Annotated in this window: 4 protein-coding genes, 1 tRNA gene and 1 pseudogene; all 6 read left to right on the top strand. The window is 33.2% G+C overall.

Annotated features, from left to right (window positions below):
- Positions 1-57 precede the first annotated feature (57 nt).
- Positions 58-132 (top strand) — tRNA-Pro (locus F0000_RS07445).
- A gap of 1,533 nt (positions 133-1,665) precedes the next feature.
- Complete coding sequence (locus tag F0000_RS07435) at positions 1,666-2,190, top strand: UpxY family transcription antiterminator (RefSeq protein WP_149624087.1); 525 nt, start codon at positions 1,666-1,668, stop codon at positions 2,188-2,190.
- 310 nt (positions 2,191-2,500) lie between these two features.
- Positions 2,501-3,183 (top strand): annotated as a pseudogene (locus F0000_RS07430) (dimethylarginine dimethylaminohydrolase family protein).
- Between the two features lie 187 nt (positions 3,184-3,370).
- Positions 3,371-4,285: a cupin-like domain-containing protein gene (locus F0000_RS07425; RefSeq protein WP_149624086.1), complete on the top strand. Its 915-nt coding sequence runs from the start codon at positions 3,371-3,373 to the stop codon at positions 4,283-4,285.
- Between the two features lie 201 nt (positions 4,286-4,486).
- Positions 4,487-5,872: an aspartate aminotransferase family protein gene (locus F0000_RS07420; protein WP_149624085.1), complete on the top strand. Its 1,386-nt coding sequence runs from the start codon at positions 4,487-4,489 to the stop codon at positions 5,870-5,872.
- A gap of 41 nt (positions 5,873-5,913) precedes the next feature.
- A partial coding sequence (locus tag F0000_RS07415) for a non-ribosomal peptide synthetase/type I polyketide synthase (protein WP_149624084.1) occupies positions 5,914-20,692 on the top strand: 14,779 nt, incomplete at its 3' end.

Here is a 20,692-nt window from a genome sequence, read left to right as displayed (position 1 = left end):
AGTAGGTTTTAATAAAAGAGTTTATTTATATTTGCACCCGCTTATTGATAGCCAATTCGGGGTGTAGCGTAGCCCGGTTATCGCGCCGCGTTTGGGACGCGGAGGTCGCAGGTTCGAATCCTGCCACCCCGACAAATGTAAGCCGTTCGTATTCAAGGAAATACGAACGGATTTTTCATTTATAGGCGGTTCTACGTCAGTAAATAATAAAGGGATCAAGCTCAATTGTTGTGTTTATGCAAATATTCTAGTTAATCTGAAAAGGAAGAATTCTACATTTTTGACACCTCTAAACTGAGCTCTAAAGGCTTTTATCTTTGCATTAAATGATTCTGCTGAAGCGTTTAAACACAAGATAAAGCCTCGAACAGATGATTTTTAGAGATCTTTTACATTGATAATCGAAACTTAAATTGTTTTCGATTGATTCAAATAATTAAGTAATTTTTTTGGGGAAATTTTAGATTGGTTCGTAATTGTTTGTTTATAAAGGATTTACGTTTTTATCTTTTAAATGTACATATTTTTTAAAAAAAAACACTACCCTGATTTCAGGGAATTTTTATATAAAAATTTCCTTGTTTTTTGGGAGTCACTTACTGGATTTTAATTATAATTTAGTAGTGAAATAAGTATAATAGTTATTTAACCTTATTGGGGGTACAAATCACCTGTATGGTTTGTAGACATTAATTTTAATACATTGAATTTTAAAATTCAATGTATTAAAAACAATTATAAAATAAGGGTTATACTTTGTTTTTATAGGGTTAATTTCCTTTTTATAATATTGATTCACAAAAAGTGTATAAAGAAAAAAAATGTAAGTCAAATGGCGGAGCTCTGTTTTAATATGTTCAAAAAAGAGTGTATTTTTTTTATGATACTAATCGTGTCTTATATTTTTAAACTGAATGTATAAAATAAGGACATATAAATTGTAATTGTTCGGAAGAAATTATCTAATATAAATTATTGTAAAGTCAATGAATACATTTACTAATATGATTATTTAACAAACAAAAATTAATACTTTTTGTAAATTATTATTTAAGGCTTAATCATTACGTAACCTTTTTATTAATTAGAGATGGTAGATTTGAAAGACTTTTTAGCAAACTAAATTCTTTAATTGCGTAAGCTTTATTTAAATACAATTAACTTGAAGAGTAGATATTCTTATTAGTTAATTCCGCTATCTAAATTATTTCATAAAACCCTGATTCACAAAAATTCTATCTTGAAAGAAGAAATGTGAGTCAATTGGCGAAGCTTTGCTCCTAATTTAAACCTAATTTATATCAATATCAAAGAAACCTATATCATGACAATAAACCAGCTTAAAGGATTACACCTTCTGTTTAGAAAACAGGATTTAGTACTAAGATGAAAAATTTACTAATCAAGAATATCATATTATAAAGTTTTTAGACTGAACTTATATATTCAACACATATTTATAGTAATAGACCCTAATCTATATTTTCTAAAACTGATTAATCAGGGAAAGTGATTTTCTAATTAATCAGTTCAAATTAAAAATATATTTTACATAATCCAGATTCACAAAAAACCTATTTTGAAAAGAAGAAATGTGAGTCAATTGGCGAAGCTTTGCTCTTAATTTAAACCTAATTCATCACCAATATCAAAAGAAATTTAACAATGAGGATTAACCAGCCTACAGCGTGGTACGTATTGTATGTAAAACCACGGCATGAGAAGAAGATTGAAAACTTATTAAAAGAAAAACAGATAGAAACATATTTGCCATTGGTTAAAACAATAAGAAAATGGAGTGATCGAAAAAAGATGATAGAATCACCTTTATTCCCTTCCTATCTTTTTGTAAAGATTGATTTTAGAAAGGACTCAGAAAATGTATTGTCAATTAGAGGTTTTTGCACTTTTATACGTTTCGGATCAGAATTTGCTAAGGTGCAAGATCATGAAATAAAATCGATTAGGTTGCTTACAGAAATGAGTGATGTAAAAGATATAGAAAATAGTGACATAGCAATAAAAGTAGGAGAATATAGAAGAGTACAAGAAGGAGCATTGTCTGGTTTAGATTGTGAGATAATTAATGTTAATAATGTAAACAAAATTATTGTGCGTATTGATTCTATCAAGCATAGTATTATGGCGACCCTACCTTCTTCTTTCCTTTCTGAATTAGAAGTGATTTAAGAATAGTTTATATAAATTCACTTATGGTTTAATTACTTGGATAAATCTTTTTATTAGAGTAGAGTTGTTATTTAGAGATATTAAAACTCTTATACGATTTACGAATAAAAATTTCGCATCTAATGACATTCTTTTTCTACTATATTTTCTTCATAAAATTAAACAATAGCTATGGCTATTCTTTAATTTGATTCATCAATCTAGCGAAAAATCCTTGCCATTATTTTTACGAAATTCTCATCCGTAAATCGTATTACTCAAAAAAGTTTTAAACGATTATAAAAAGGGATGCTAAAATCGTATAAATAAATTGATGAAACTGAATATACAAAATGAAACTTCCAGATTAAGAGTGGTAATTTTAGGTATTGCAAATAGTTTAGGAGGAGTGCCTGAAATAGAACAAGCATACGATCCAAAATCGATAGAATACATCCTGATAATATTCATGATGCTGCATCAGAAGGTATTTTTATTGAAGGAGGAGATGTCATAGTGCATAATGAACATATTTTTGTTGGCACACATAAATCTGATCATTTTAATAATTGTATGGTGGTAAGAAGTAATATGCAGGGAGTCGAGTACATTAAAGAACTTTTTCCTAATAAAATAGTGAAAGAATTTGGCCTTACAAAGTCAATAACAGAACCAAAAGAGAATGCATTACATCTAGATTGTTGCCTCCAACTACTTGGAAAAGGAAAAGCAATCATTCATAGAGAGTCATTTAGGAATAAAGAAGACTATGAATATTGAGTTGATTTTTTTTGGTTCGAGAATTTATTTCACATTAGCAAAGAAGAAATGTACCGTATGAATTCAAATATTTTCTCTATTAATGAGGATATAGTAGTTTCTGAGAAAAAGTTTATCAGATTGAATCATTGGCTAAGAAGTATTAGTATCACTGTAGAAGAGGTTCCTTATCCAGAAATTACAAAACAAGAAGGTTTGATAGGATTTTCTACATTGTCATTAATGAGAGATTAGAACTTTCTATATAAACTAGAGAAAGTTATTTACTCAATAATTGAGATTTAAATGCTCCGAGGCTTGCCTCGAAATCAAACTATTTTTTTCTAATAAATGCCTCGTGGGCTTGCCATGAGGTAGTTTACTCTAATGATCTGGGATCCCCAAAATTTCATTCCACTTTAATTATTAATTCAACAAAAGCATGAGGCAACTTAAATTTATTGATCAATTAAAATATTCAGAAGAAGTTACAATTGTAGATCATATTACAAGAAATGAGTTTTACGCAAATTTTGTAAACAAAAGTAAACCATTAGTAATAAAAGGAATGACTGCCAATTGGAAAGCATTAGATTGGGATATCGAATACTTAAAGTCAAGAGAAAGGGGCATAAAAATACCTATAAAATCAGCAAAGATAGAAGAAGGAAAAAAAGTAAAAATGCTTTTGAGTGATTTCTTAGATCGTTTGACACAATACGAAGAGGATTTGAAGATGGGCTTAACTCCAGATGCAATAGGATATCTTCATGATTTACCATTCTTTCATATATTTCCCGAGTACTTATCTGATATAGATCCTTTTAGTAAAGATTTGTTACCAAAGTGGTATTGGGCAAAATGGTATAACTATATACAATTCTTTATCGGAGCAACAGGAAGTCTGACTCCATTGCACTTTGATACATTATTAACAAATAACTTGTTTTTTCAGGTTGTTGGGAAAAAGAAGTTTATTTTGATAGATGGGAATCAAAAAGAACTTTGCTATATAGAAGGATGGCGATGGGCCAGGTTTGATCCAAACAATCCTGATTACAAGAAGTTTCCAAAAGCAAGAGAGGTAAAGAAAATGGAAGTAGTCTTAGAAGCAGGAGATATTTTATATATGCCATCTGGGATGTTACATCAGGTTCATGGGCTTAGTCAATCTATATCGTTTAATATAGATTGGCATACTCCAAAAAGCGCCAGAAAAGGGGTAGGAACGCTACTAAAAGGAGCTCCATTAAAAAATGGCTATTATAATGCCTTAATTTATTTAGGGCTTTCACTTCATATTCCAGCTAAATATATTTTCCCTTTTTATAAGTCATATCTGAATTATGTAAGTTAATTACATTTTAAGAATGTTTATTATTAGTCTTTTATAGAGCAGTAAACGAATATATGTTTCCTGCTATACACTTCTTTTTTTTAGTAAATCTATTATCCTTTTAAAGTTATTAATATGCTACGTTGGTTAACGTATAATTTATAAATGGAATTTCCTAGAACACAATTTTTTTAAAATCACTCAAAAAATCTAATTATTACTATGGAATCACTAAAAAAGTATCATTTATCAGAAACCGCAAGAATTATTTCATCTTCTATACCAGGAGAAAAGTCAAAAGAATTATTAGAAATACAACGAAACATCGAAGGCAGCGTTGTCTCCTACCCTAGAAATATGCCAATTGCCATAAAACGAGCAAAAGGTAGTATTATAGAAGATGTAGATGGAAATCAATTTATTGATTTTTTTGGAGGATGTGGTGTTTTAAATGTTGGTCATGGAAATGAGTATGTGTTAGAGTACGTAAAAGCACAACAGACAGAATTGATTCACGCATTAGATTTTCCTACAGAAAATAAACTAGCTTTAATTCAAAAGATAAAGGATAATTTACCAGAGGCTATTCGTGATGATTATAAAGTTAGTTTTGGGGGGCCTACAGGATCTGATGCTGTAGAAGCTGCTATTAAACTTGCAAAAATCAAGACAGGAAGAGATGGAATAATTGCTTTTACTGGTGGATATCACGGAATGACTTCTGGAGCATTAGCAGTGACTTCGGATACTTTTTTTAGAAATCACTTAACTTCTTTGATGCCAAATGTACATTTTGTACCCTATAATTATCCCTATAGAGAGGAGTCAAAGAGTGGCGAAAATTCTAGTATAGAATATTTTAAGAACGTATTGACAAATGGACATTCGGGAATATCTAAACCGGCAGCAATCCTCATAGAGCCTATCCAGGGAGAAGGAGGTAATATAATTCCGGAAGATGGATACTTAGAAGAATTGGTGAGAATCGCTCATGAAAATGATGTACTCGTCATATTTGATGAAATTCAATGTGGTTTTTTCAGAACAGGAAGCTTTCTAGAATTTATGAATACCAAAGCTGTTCCAGATATTATCACTTTTTCTAAAGGGTTCGGAGGAATCGGATTTCCAATTTCAGGATTAATCTATAAAAAAGAAATAGAAGCCTGGGGACCAGGTGCTCACATAGGTACATTTAGAGGGAACCAAGTAAGTATAGCTGCTGCCAGAGGAGCATTTGATTTTATCGAAGAATACAATATAGCAGCATATACCAAATCTATTGGAGCGTATTTAGTAAAAAGACTAGAAGAATTACAAACAGAGACACCATTCATAGGAGAAGTCCGAGGCAGAGGCATGATGATCGGAGTTGAATTTGTAAAAGATAGAGATACAAAAGAACCTTTCCCTGAGTTTATAAAAAAGTTTAGAGCAGCCTGTTTCCAAAGAGGTTTGTTGTTTGAGGTCGGTGGACATTATAATAATGTATTACGATTAGTTCCTCCATTAATAACTACTCATGCTATTGTAGATGCAGCAATCAGCATCATGAAAGAATCTATTACGCTTTGCTTGGAAGAATATCTAGAACCAAGCTTAGCCTAATTTTTTAATAGTAAACATCTCTTATAAACTTATCCTCTCACATGTATTCAGAAGAAACATTAATAGAAGTATTTAATAATCATATTAATAAAACACCAAATAAGGTTTTATATCGATTCTTAGCCAATGGTGAAGATGAAAGTGATTCTAGAACATATCAAGAATTATTCGATAGAGCAAAGATGATTGCTTCTAACATTTTAAAACATGTAAGCCCAGGTGATAGGGTTTTATTACTATATCCATCGGGATTAGAATTTACTGATGCTTTTTTGGGGTGTTTATTGGCAGGGGTAATTGCTGTTCCTGCCTATCCTCCAAAAGGTAAACGGCGTTTAGGCAGACTAGAAAACATTGTGTTAGATTGTAAGGCTAGTCTGGTATTAACCATAGATACTGTATATAAAAAGAGCAGGGATTGGTTTAAGCATGAAGTCTTTTTAAACATAGAATGGCTTAAAACAGATATATTGGATGTTGGTATTACTGTATTAGAATTTCCAAAAATCAAACCAGATACGATCGCATTTTTACAATACACCTCAGGTTCCACAGGAGATCCTAAAGGAGTTGTAATAGATCATTCTAATGTGATTCATAATAGTGAACTGTTTAAGAATTGCTTTAGAACCACTCCGAAATCTATAGGTGTTTCTTGGTTGCCCATATATCATGATATGGGTTTAATAGGGAATATAATTCAAGCTTTTTATGTAGGATTTGAACTAATCATAATGCCTCCAACTGCGTTTGTTCAAAAACCTATTCGATGGTTAAAAGCATTTTCTAAATATAGAGGGACAATCAGTTGTGGACCTAATTTTGCTTATGATCTATGTCTTAATCAAATAAAGGATGAAGACCTAGAAGAAGTAGATTTAAGTAGTTGGAGAGTTGCAATTAATGGATCAGAGCCTATTCGTCCAGAAACATTTAAGAAGTTTGCTTCTCGATTTGTGCAGTATGGCTTTACAGTGGAAGCGTTATTTCCTGGATATGGACTTGCCGAAGTGACCTTAACTGTAAGTGGGTGTAAATTTGATACTCCACCTGAGGTTCTTAAACTTGATAAAAAAAGTTTTAACGATCATAAAATAGAAATAGCAGAGAAACCATTATATGATAATGAAATTGTAAAACTAATGGGTAACGGTCCGGTTGTAAAAGGTCTGACAGTAAGAATAGTAGATCCTAAAACCAAAAGACTTTGCGGATCCAAACAGATAGGAGAAATATGGATTAGTGGCGATAGTGTTTCCAGAGGATATTGGAATAGAGAGCAATTATCCAAAGAAATTTTTTCTGCACAAATTAATTTTGATACTAAAACGACAGATCAAAATAAAGATTCTTATTTGCGTACTGGAGATATGGGGTTTTTGCATAAAGACGAATTATATATTTCAGGTCGATTAAAAGAGATGATGATTATCAATGGAGTAAATCATTTTCCGCAAGACATCGAACAAACCGTACAGAATAGTCATCTTGATTTACAAAACAATGCTGGAGCTGCTTTTTCCTTTTCAGTTAACCAGAAAGAGCAATTGGTAATTGTTCAGGAGATCAAACGCACTAGTATGAGGAGTTATGATTTTGAAGCTATTGTAAACACTATTAGCAAAGCCGTATTAGAAGTGCATGAATTACCCTTGTATGCTCTAGTATTAGTGAGTCCAGGAAGGATACCAAAGACCTCGAGTGGTAAAATACAGCGATTAGTGGCAAAATCTTCTTATGAGGAAAATATTTTAGAAGGAGTCGTGGAAACCTGGAGTTTAAAAACAAAGCAAGAGAAGAAAGAAAATGAAAATATAACTAATACGAAATCTAATCAAAATGGCTTAAAAAATGAAGAGCTCGTAAAATGGTTGCAAAATACGATTAGTGATGAATTAAAGATTGAGCGTTCTGCAATAAGCCTTGATAAGTCGTTTGCAGTAATGGGTATGACTTCTATACAAGGAATACGATTATCAGGTTTACTATCAGAATATTTGAACAAAGAAATATTACCATCACTACTTTATAGTTATTCTAATATAATTGATTTAGTATCATATCTATCTGAGAAAGAGAAAACCGTTCAGGCAATAAAAAAAACATCATCAATTTCGTATCAAAATGAACCTATTGCTATCATAGGGATGGCTGGTAGGTTTCCAGGAGCAAATGATATCGATACTTTTTGGCAAAATTTAAAATCCAATACTGATTCTATCTCAGAAATTCCTTCTAATCGTTGGAGTGTGGATGATTTTTATACCTCTAATGAAGATATTAATGGGTTTCAAATGACAACTCGATGGGGAGGTTTTTTGGATGGCATTGATGAGTTTGATGCTTCATTTTTTGATATCTCTCCTAGAGAAGCTAAATTAATGGATCCTCAACAACGGATTTTACTCGAATTAAGTCACCAACTACTGGAGAGTTCTGGATATGTTTCTAAAGAATTAAAAGGAACTAAAACAGGTGTTTATATCGGGATTATCCAAAGTGATTATAAGTCTCTTACAAGGGGTTTAGGAAAAGATATGTATTCCGGTACGGGAGGAGCGCTAAGCATTGCAGCGAATAGACTTTCTTATTACTATGATTTAAGAGGACCTAGTATGTCTGTAGATACGGCATGTTCTTCTTCGTTAGTAACTATACATACTGCAGTTAGGGATATTCGCAATGGAGATTGTACAATGGCAATTGCCGGAGGTGTAAATTTAATAATTACTCCAGATGCTACAGTCGCTTTGTCTCAATCAAGTATGATGGCTAGTGACGGTCGTTGTAAAGCTTTTGATGACTCAGCAAATGGGTATGTAAGAAGTGAAGGATGTGGATTGGTACTACTAAAACCATTATCTAAGGCTCAAGAAGATGGGGATAATATTTTAGCGATTATAAAAGGATCTGCCATCAATCAAGATGGAAAAAGCAACGGGTTAACAGCACCTAACGGACTGGCACAGCAACAGGTTATTCAATCGGCATTACAATCGGCAAGTTTGGTGCCAAATGATATCAATTATATAGAAGCACATGGAACGGGTACATCTTTAGGAGACCCGATAGAAATTAATGCTCTTCATACGATATACGGAAAAGATAGAAAAGATAAGGAACCTCTGAAGGTAGGTTCGGTAAAAGCTAATATTGGTCACTTAGAATCGGCAGCAGGAGTTGCCGGTTTAATAAAGGCAGTATTGTGCTTACAATATAAACAAATTCCTAGGCAGCTTCATTATCATAAACCTAATACATTTATCAATTGGAACGAGGTAAATATTGAGATTCCAGATGACTTGTTAGATTGGGATATAAAAGAAAATGAAGTACGAAGAGCGGGAGTTAGTTCATTTGGATTTGGAGGTACCAATGCTCACGTAATCTTAGAAGAAGCACCAGAAAGAAAGAAAAAACCAGTAACAAATGGAGTCTCTACTGATGATATAGTAGTAACTACGATTTCAGCAAAAGGAGAAAATGCACTTCAAAATCAAATTGTTTCTGTCATTGAGTACATAAAAGAAAATCCAGAAGTTTCAGTCCAAGATTTATCTTATAGTATGTCTGTAACCAGAGATCATTGGGAAAACCGACTTGCAGTAACTTCCGGAAACAAAGAAGAATTACTTCAAAAACTTAACAAGGCAATTACTCGACTTCCAGAACATAAAAATAGAATAGCAAGGATAGCCTTTCTATTTACAGGACAAGGCTCCCAATATCTGGGAATGGGGCAAAAGTTATATGCTACAGAACCCATTTTTAAGAGAGCTTTAGATCGATGTGCCGAGATATTAGATTCTTATTTACCAGAAAACCTAATTACAGTTTTATTTGCAGAGGCAGCAAGTAAAAAAGCAGAGCTAATCAACCAAACCCAATATACACAGCCCGCTTTGTTCGCCATAGAATATGCTTTATACCAACTTTGGATACATTGGGAAGTTATACCAAATGTACTAATGGGACATAGTGTAGGAGAGATTACTGCTGCCTGTGTAGCAGGAGTGTTTTCATTAGAGGAAGGACTTAAATTAGTAGCATCCAGAGGACGGCTCATGCAAGGATTATCTGAGCCAGGGGCAATGGTATCGATACAACTAGATAAAGATAGAGTCCTAAAGTTTTTAGATACTAAAGAAAAAATTGCCATTGCAGCAATTAATAGACCAGATCAAACCGTATTGTCTGGAGATAAAAAGGCAATAAAGAAGGTTATCAGCATACTTGATTCAGAAAGAATCAAGTATAAAGAATTAAACGTTTCACATGCATTCCATTCTCCATTGATGCAACCGATTTTGCTCGAATTTATGGAGATAGCGAAGACGATTAATTATCAGTATCCCAAATACTCATTAATAAGTAATGTTACCGGAACCTTAGTGGACAAAGAAGTATGTACTGCAGCGTATTGGGTAACACACATTAGTGCCCCTGTAGATTTCTTAAGCAGTATGCAATCACTTGAGAAATTAGAGATTGATGCATACCTAGAAATAGGCCCACAACCGATTTTAATGGCTATGGGGAGTCAGTGTGTATCTGAAACCAGTCAGGCTGTCTGGTTACCTTCTATTAGACAAAATAAAGATCAGACATTACAACTATTAGAAAGTGTAAGTGAATGGTACACTATAGGGGGACATGTAGATTGGAAAGCGTTTTATTCAAAGAATACCTTTACCAAAGTAGACTGCCCAACATATGCGTTCCAAAGAAAAAGATTTTGGATAGAACATACATACCTAACTCAAGTTAAAGACAAACCTACTCCTACACTGAGTTCAGCAAATAAAAATGATCAAAACGTGACAACAAATATGGTTTTTAAGGATATAGAAAATTATTTAAAGAAAATGATTTCTGCTACCCTTCATATGGATATTGAAGAAATAGCATTAGATAGACCATTACTTAATTATGGAGCAGATTCGTTTTCCTTATTAGAAATCACAAAAAAAATACAGAAAGAATATAAAATAAAACTTCCGATTCGAAAAATGTTCGAAGATTTGAAGGACCTTGAAGCTATTATAAATTATATAATAGAAAATATAGATCAGTCTGTATATAACCCAGAAGAAAGTACTACTAGTAATGATATAGTAAAGATTGCTACTATTACACCAGCCATACCAGAGACAGAAGCCACCGATAAAATCAGTAATTCTTCTGCTACATCACCTAAAAAGGGTACACATAATGAGGATTTTTTGCAGATTTTACAGGGACAATTTACAGAACAAAACCGTTTACTTACTAAACAGTTTTCGGATCAAAATGAGATTCTTACACAGTATATAAAGACTAATACTAATACTTCTAGTAACCATAATAAAACGCTCCTGTCGTCGGCTATAATACCCAAAAAAGGGCATTTTTCTAACACCATCATTAACAATGGAAAAAAGATAGAAAAACAAAAAAAAGAAGCTACTTTACCGGGAGCTTTGGGTAATAAGGAGTTCTTTTTTCAAAAACTTCCAGAGAATCAAGAAGCACAACTTCCCGGATTATTAAAGAAATATACTGATCAAACACAAAACTCAAAAGAATACACAGCCAAATACAGAAAAGTATTAGCGGATTATTTTTTGGCAAGAGGTTTTAAGTTGTCTACCAAAGAGATGGAGTACCCTATTGTATGCGAGCATGCTTTAGGCTCTGGTTTTACGGATATCGATGGCAACAAATACATTGATATCACAATGGGGTATGGGTCTTGTATTTTTGGGCATCAACCCGATTTTATAATTGAAGCTATGCAAGAACAGTTGCATAAAGCCATTACTGTTGGTCCATTAGCAAAATTATCAGGAGAGGTAGCTACTCTTGTTTCAGAGCTTACAGGTATGGAGCGTATTGCTTTCGCTAATACAGGTACAGAGGCTATTTCTTTCGCCATGCGTTTGGCAAGAGCTGCCACCGGAAAAAATAAAATAGTATTGTTCTCTGGTTCGTATCATGGACATATAGAAACTGTTTTAGGAATGCAAGGAGAGGATGGTGTAGAACCCATGGTTCCTGGAGTAACCCAAAATATGGTGAATGATCTTATTGTATTGAGTTATAATGATACAGATATATTGGATCAAATACGTCAAAATGCAGATGATTTGGCTGCTATTTTAGTAGAACCTGTACGAAGTAGATTTCCAGATTTTCAACCTGTAGAATTGCTAAAACAATTAAAGGAATTAACCTTGGAGTTAGATGTACCTTTGATTTTTGATGAGATGGTTACAGGGTTTAGAATACTACCTGGAGGTGCTCAGGAATATTTCGGTATCAAAGCAGATATCGCTACATATGGTAAAATTGCAGGTGGTGGTATGCCATTAGGAATCGTTGCAGGTTCTAGAAGGTATCTTAATATTGTAGATGGTGGAAACTGGAAGTATGGAGATGATTCTTATCCAGAAATCCCTAAAACATTAATTGCAGGAACTTTTTCGCGTCATCCATTAACTATGGCTTCTGCAAGAGCTGTATTAACTCGGATACAACAAATAGGAAAACAAGCGTACATAGATCTTAATCAAAAAACAGATTATTTGATGAAGCGCCTAAATGTATATTTTAAACAAGAATCCCTTCCGCTAGAGATTGTGAATTTTGGCTCTTTATTTCGTTTTAAATTCAGAGGAAACTTTGATTTACTATTATTTCACCTTATCCAAAGAGGCATTTTTGCATGGGCTCCCAATAATCTTTTCTTAACATTTGCGCATTCGGATGATGATATCGATACCATTTATAAGGCAATATGTGAGAGTGCTTATATAGTTTGTAAATCAAGTGATAGTAAAGAATTTACACCTTCTATAGATCATAATACAGTAGCAGTAGTAGCAAAGGAATCAAACTCAACCTTGGCTCAAGAGCAATTATTTTTGTTAGATCAAATTAGTGTCGAAAAATCTCTGGCATATACCATATCGCTGAGTTTACGTATGAAAGGAAGTATATATCTATCTGCCTTAAAAAGTGCTGCAAAAGAAGTGTTAGAAAAGCATCAGATTTTAAAGAGTACTTTTTCTAAAGATGGTAAACGATTGATATATGATAAATCAATCCTAATTCCTATAACAGAAATTGATTTATCTTCAATTATTCAGGATAAAAAAGAAGAGAAGTATTGCGAATTACTCCATAATGATTTAGAAACTCCATTTTCTTTTACTGAGGGGCCATTAATTAGATTAAACCTTATTAAGTTTTCTCCAGAAGATCATGTGTTACATCTGTCCATGCATCACATTATTGCTGATGGTTGGTCCTGTGCTTTATTTTTACGCACATTGGCAGAACACTATAATGCTCTTAGGAATGATCATAGTATCCCTGAGTATACCATAATACAGTTTCCTGAGTATGTATCTTGGTTAGATCAGCAACGTAAAAGTGATGTATGGAAAGAACACGAACATTATCTTTTAGAGCAGTTTGCAAATGCTTCTTTTCATGTTGATTTGCCTTTTGATACCACTTTGCCAGGCAATGATACCAGAAATAATTCGGTAATGCTTCAAATACCCGAAAAAGAAGTTGAAGTATTGAAACAATGGAGTGGTCAAGAAGGGCTTACACTTTTTATGATGTTTCTATCCGCTTTTGAGATATTGCTATATAGATTGTGTCAGCATAAAGAAATGGTACTGGGGATTCCAGTAGGAGGACGTTCAATGCCAGACCTAGATAATTCAATAGGTTATTTTGCACACATTATTCCATTGGCATCCCAATATGATGCTAATCAATCCATATCGGATTATCTAACCGTGCTAAAATGTAGATTATTTGATGCCTATGATCATCAGGAATATCCTTATGCTGACTTTATAAGCTTACTACAAAAAGAAACACAAATAAAACCAGAAGAGTTTATTAATGTACTATTCAATTTTGATGTTAATGTAGGTGATATTAAGATGAATGGTCTGCAGTTACAATTAGAAGAACATCAGCCCTTGCATAATGGTTTTGATATCACGTTTAATGTTATAGAAAACTCTGAAGGGTTAATCATAAGTTTAAACCATCGTTCATCTGCATTAAGTGAGACTGCGGCAGAAGAGTTTTTGACCTGTTTTAAGCATGTCCTTTCTCAAATAATGACAAGCCCTACATCTGTATTGTCTGATATAGAAGTTATTTCTGAGCATCAAAAACAAAAAGTTTTATTAGACTTTAATAATACTCAGGTTGATTATCCTAAAGATAAAACGATTGTAGATTTATTTGAAGAACAGGTCAAAAAAACTCCTGACCATGTGGCTATTGTTTTTGAGGAAGAAGCATTAACCTATAAAATGTTAAATCAGCGCTCTAATCAGTTAGCTCGTTATTTAAAGAAGCAAGGAGTGAGTAATGAAAGTCTTGTAGGTATTTGTATCGATCGTTCTCTGGAGATGATTATCGGTATTTTAGGAATACTAAAATCCGGAGGAGCTTATGTTCCCATAGATCCCGAGTATCCCTTAGATCGTATTAATTATATGCTCGAAGATGCTGGAATTGCCTTGTTACTAACTAGTACAGAAAGAGTTTCAATTTTTAATGATAATAAAGAATTAAAAACGATTTTATTAGATAAGGATTGGGGTAGTATCAGTAAAGAGTCTAATAGAAAATTAGGGCACGTAGCATATCCAGAAATGCTAGCCTATGTAATTTATACCTCCGGAAGTACAGGTCGACCTAAGGGAGTAATGAATGAACATAGTGGTGTTGTTAATCGATTATTATGGACACAATCGCACTATCAACTTACAGAAAAAGATGTAATTCTTCAAAAAACTTCATTTTGTTTTGATGTGTCTGTTTGGGAACTGTTATGGTCGATTATTTCTGGAGCTAAACTAGTTTTTGCAAAACCAGAAGGTCATAAGGATGCTAATTATCTAAAAAATTTGATTGAATCTCAAAAGGTTACGACAATTCATTTTGTTCCTTCTATGCTTAGTGCTTTTTTAAGTGAAATTAATGAAGGTGAATGTAGTGGCTTACAACGAGTTTTATGTAGTGGAGAAGCTCTAAGAATGGATCACGTAGTTTTATTTAAGAAAAAATTTAAAGATGTACGATTAGATAATCTATATGGTCCAACAGAAGCTGCAATTGATGTTACTTCATGGCAAGTTCCCACAGAGAACTCCTTATCAAGTGTTTTGATAGGAAAGCCAGTTGCGAATACAAAACTGTATGTTTTGGATAAGCAAGAACGATTATTACCTATAGGAGTAACAGGAGAACTATGTATTGGAGGAGTGCAGGTTGCACGTGGTTACTTAAACAGAGAAGAGTTAACAAAAGAAAAATTTATAATCAACCCCTTTAATGCTAAAGAACGTATTTACAAGACAGGTGATTTAGTACGGTGGCTGGCTGATGGAAATATAGAATATATTGGTAGGAAAGATGATCAAGTTAAGGTTAGGGGATATCGTATAGAATTAGGTGAGGTTGAAAGTGTCTTATCATCATTAGGTACTATAGAGAGTTGCTGTGTCATTGCTAAAGACGACATTCAGGGAGGGAAATTTCTGGTGGGTTATGTGGTTGCAGAAGGAAACTTTGATAAAAAACAAATACAGAAAGAATTACAAAAACAATTACCAGAATATATGATTCCTCAATTTTGGATTGAGTTAGCATCGATGCCCTTAACTAGTAATGGTAAATTAAACAGAAAAGCTTTACCAGAACCTGATAGTTCTCAATTATCAACACAAGAATATTGTGCTCCAAGAAATACAATGGAAACACAATTAGTGACTATCTGGGAAGAATTATTAAGAATAGATAAGATTGGTATATATGATAATTTTTTCGAATTAGGAGGACATTCTTTATCAGCAACCCGATTAGTATCAATGATACGTAAGGAATTGGCCATTGAAATAACGATAAAAAACGTATTTGAATATGTTACAATATCGGAATTAGGACTTTATATATCTCAAATTTCTCAAGGATCATTATTACCTGTCGTCACTCCAGCAGATAAACCCCCACATATCCCATTGTCTTTTAGTCAAGAACGTTTATGGTTTATAGACCAGCTACAAGGTAGTGTCGCTTATCACATGCCAGGAGGATTACGTTTGGTTGGGAATTTAGATATTCAATGTTTAGAAAAATCATTGTGTACTATTGTAGATCGTCATGAAACCTTACGCACGGTGGTTAGTTCAGAAGAGGGTAAAGCATTTCAACAAATAAAGAAAGCAAAAGATTGGTCATTAGAACATGCTAAAGTTTTAGACAAAGAAGCATTAGAAAATGACTTTACTTCATTTGTAAGCACTCCTTTTGATTTATCATCAGATTATATGTTTAGGGCATGTTTATATGATTTAGGAAACCAGGAATATGTATTAGCAGTTGTTTTTCATCATATAGCCAGTGATGGTTGGTCAATTCCGATCTTTATGAAAGAACTGACTTTGTTGTATGATGGTTTACAGGGTAATAAGTATTTCTCTCTTCCAGAGTTGTCTTTGCAATATTCTGATTATGCGATTTGGCAACGAGAAGTTTTGAAGGGAGAAATATTAGAAAATCAATTGTCTTATTGGGAAAATAAATTAAAAGGAGTATCCCCTTTATCATTACCAATGGATTATATAAGACCTTCCATTCAAAGTAATGAAGGAGCCAATGTTTCTCTTAGTTTAGAATCAGAATTGAGTATGAAACTTAAGAAAGTTTCTCAACAAGAAGGTGTTACGTTGTTTATGCTATTATTATCTGCATTTAAAATATTATTATCTCGTTATAGTGGTCAGTCAGATATTTGTATTGGAACCTCTATAGCCAATCGCACTCAATTTGAATTAGAAGATGTAATGGGTTTTTTTGTTAATACTTTGGCACTTAGAAGTACTATAGATGAATATTTTAGTTTTAAAGAAGTGCTATCTCAATTAAAAGAAACAACCTTATCAGCTTATGATCATCAGTTGACTCCCTTCGAAAAAGTTGTAGATCGTGTTGTTACTACACGGGATATGAGTATGAGTCCATTATTTCAGGTAATGTTTGATGTTCAGGATGATGTAGTACATAATGATTCAATATTTGAAGGGGTAAAGGTATCTTCTTATGAGTATAAAGAAACCACATCTCAATTTGATCTTAATTTAACAGTAATAGAAAAAGAGTCTACCATTTCTTTACGAATGGAATATTGTACTTCTTTATTTCAAGAAGCCACGGTTCGTTGTATGCTAATTCATTATCAAGAGTTGCTGAGTAATATTACTATGGATACTTCTCAAGTCGTAAAAGATTTATCAATGCTACCTAATGATGAGAGAGATTTAATACTTGGTAGAACAAGTACACCAGAAGGTATTTATTTTAACTCACAAGAGGTTGATTTAGATAATAATATGCCAATAAATGTTCGTTTTGAATCTATTGTTCATTCAAGCAGTTCATCTATAGCAGTAATTCATAATGAGGTCTCGTGGAGTTATGAGCAATTAAACAAGTATTCAAATAAAATTGCACATACACTATTGGAAATTGGAGTTGTAGAAGAAACTTGTATCGGTGTTTATTTAGACCGAAGTGTTGAGTTTGTAGGTTGTATGTTGGGAATCTCAAAATCTGGGGGAGTGTACACTCCTTTAGATACTCAAAACCCTCCCTCTAGGATTAAGAAAATGTTATTAGGTTCTAATTTTTCTATTCTTATAACTACCTCTAGCTTATTAGAGGGGTTAGGAATACGAGCAGTGGAAAATATAATTGTAATATTAATAGACAAGTGTTCTGATTTATTATCCAGTAGTTATGCTGTGTTGGGATTACCAATCTATGATAGCTATCATATAGGCAATATGCCTATTAATAACCCTGATAATAGAAATAAAATGGATAGTTGGTCATATATATTGTATACTTCAGGGTCTACAGGGGAACCTAAGGGAGCAATTACACGCCATGATGGAGCAATGAATCATATTTTAGCAGAATATGAGCTATTAGATTTGCCTGATGGTTTTCGTTTTCTACAAAGTGCAGGTATTGGTTCAGATATCTCAGTATGGCAATTGTTAGGACCACTATTAAAAGGAGGAACTACTGTTATTGTTGATAAGTACGAATTATTAGCATATGACATTCTCATTGACACTTTGCAGCGTACTAAAATAAATGTGATAGAATTTGTACCTACTTATATGTGGGGGTTATTTTCTTATATAAAGGAAAGAGAAACCCTTATTACATTAGAACATTTACAATGGATTATGTTAGTTGGAGAGTCAATTCCTGTAGCATTAGTTAATGGATTAAAGACTTTACTTCCCGAGGTTCGGTTATTGAATGCATATGGTCCGTGTGAAGCTTCTGATGACGTGATACAATATGAGATTACAACACTTTTACCATCTACACGATTACGAGTCCCAATAGGTCAGGTTATTCCTAATATGAATGTTGTCATCTTGAATGATTCCTTAGAGTTATGTCCTATTGGAGTTATAGGTGAATTATGTGTAAGTGGAGTTGGAGTAGGTGAAGGATATATAGGACTACCAGAGCGTACAGCAACAAGTTTTCTAGCGAATCCTTATCCTAATCTTTTGGGGGATACCTTATATAAAACAGGAGACTTAGGTCGTTGGTTAAGTAATGGTATGATAGAATTCATTGGGAGAGAAGATCATCAGGTTAAGATTCGAGGACATCGTGTAGAGTTAGAAGATATAGCATCAGTAATAAGAAAAGATGAAACTGTAAATGATTGCCATGTTTTGGTATATAAAAGTGATAGTGATCAAGAGTTAGTATTATGCTTTGTGATATTAAATAATTTTGAACCTCTGGATAATTTAAAAGAATCTATCTCTGAAAAACTTTACAAACGATGCGAAGCAGAACTCCCATCGTATATGCATCCAAATCAGTATTGTATTATCGATGAGTTTCCATTGAATTTGAGTGATAAAATAGATGGAAAACAATTAATATCGATCTTTTTATCAGACTATGATGAAGGAAGTAATACTAAAAAGGATGCTCTTGTATTACCAAGAAACGAAACTGAGGAACAGTTAGTAAATATCTGGAAAGATATATTAGGGATTCATCAGTTGGGGATAGATGAAAATTTCTTTGAATTGGGCAGCCACTCATTAATGGTAGTTGAATTGATAGCACAGTTACAAAAAGTAGATTTTCAGATTAGTGTTAAAGAAGTTTTTGCAAATCCAACGATAAGAGAATTAGCTTCTAAAGTATCGATTGCATCCCCAACTTATGAGATACCAGAGAACGCCATTGGTATAGATTGTGAATACATTACTCCAGATATGTTGCCTTTGGTCGATCTTAGCCAAAGTGATTTAGATGTAATCATGGATACTGTTCCAGGGGGTGCATCTAATATTCAGGACATATACCCATTATCTCCGTTACAAGAAGGGATGTATTTTCATTATTTGATGAGTGATCAGATTCATGGAGATCCTTATGTTATAACTAATTTAGTTTCGTTTAATAGTTTGCTTGCGCGAAATAAATTTATTGATGCATTTAGTTATATTATTATGCGTCATGACGTACTTCGTAGTTGTGTGATTAGTGAAGGTTTACCTCATGCTGTTCAGGTCGTTTTAAGAGAGGTTAAATTTAGTATCGAAGAGTTATCTTTTGCTTCCTCAAAAAATATATTGGAAGAATTAGAATCCATCCTTAATTTCGGTAAGCATTGGATGGAGCTGTCAAAAGCTCCTTCTATACAAATACAGACAACAGATGATACAGATACTTATTATGTATTATTTAAATATCATCATATGATGATAGATCATGTTGGGTTAGAAAAGATCATAGAAGAAATCGCCATGTTTCTGTCAGGAGATATTAAGAATCTTCCAGAACCTGTTTTATATCGAAATTTTATAGCGCATCTAGAATATCAAAAACACTATAATAATAGTGAAGAATATTTCCGTTCTCGATGGGGAACAATAGTGGAGCCGACTTTTCCTTTTGGGGTATCCAATACTCTTGGAAATGGTTCTGATATCAAAGAGTTAAGCAGTATTCTTTCTTCTAAAGTATCTAAGCAGATAAGAAGTGTGTGTCGTGACTTACAAATATCACCAGCCGTTATTTTTCATGCTGCATGGGGACTTGTCATCAGTAAATGTAGTAATAAGGAATATGCTATTTTTGGGACACTATTTTCTGGTCGTTTACAAGGATCACTAGGAGCTGGTCAGTCATTAGGGTTGTTTATCAATACCTTACCGATAATGCTCCGTTTAGAAGGAAGTATTGAAGAGTATTTAAAGCATGTATATAAAGAATTACAAGGATTGTTATCTCACGAGCAAACCCCTTTATCCAGTATTCATAATTGGAGTGGTATTCCTAACGACACCCCTTTATTTAGTGCCTTATTAAATTATAGATATTCTATAGATGATGTCGATGCAGAGATAGGTGGTACTGTTATCGGAGCTAAAGAACGTACTAATTATCCATTAGAATTAAGTGTAGATGATACCGGAACAGACTTTAACCTTACAGCATATGTTATTGATGATATAGATGCGATTCGTATAATTTATTATATGAAAATAGCTTTAAATCAGATAATTGAAGGTGTTATTGGTGCCGAACAAATCAATATAAATAGTTTAAATATTGTTCCGATAGAAGAGGAACAATTACTCTCCGGTTTTAATGCTACTGCTGTAGCTTATCCCTTAGAAAAGACGGTTGTTGATTTGTTTACTTCTCAGGTTGCATTGACCCCAGAAGCTACGGCTTTGGTGTTTGAGGGCGTAT

Origin of the sequence: Aquimarina sp. RZ0, assembly GCF_008370685.1 — a bacterium.
Classification (GTDB): Bacteria; Bacteroidota; Bacteroidia; order Flavobacteriales; family Flavobacteriaceae; genus Aquimarina.
Note: the sequence above shows the minus strand (reverse complement) of the source record. Positions and strands in the feature narration are given on the sequence as shown.

What these genes read in the sequence shown, in the direction of transcription:
- F0000_RS07435 (WP_149624087.1), top strand. Translation starts at nt 1,666, where the DNA reads ATGAGGATTAACCAGCCTACAGCGTGGTACGTATTGTATGTAAAACCA.
- F0000_RS07420 (WP_149624085.1), top strand. Translation starts at nt 4,487, where the DNA reads ATGGAATCACTAAAAAAGTATCATTTATCAGAAACCGCAAGAATTATT.
- F0000_RS07425 (WP_149624086.1), top strand. Translation starts at nt 3,371, where the DNA reads ATGAGGCAACTTAAATTTATTGATCAATTAAAATATTCAGAAGAAGTT.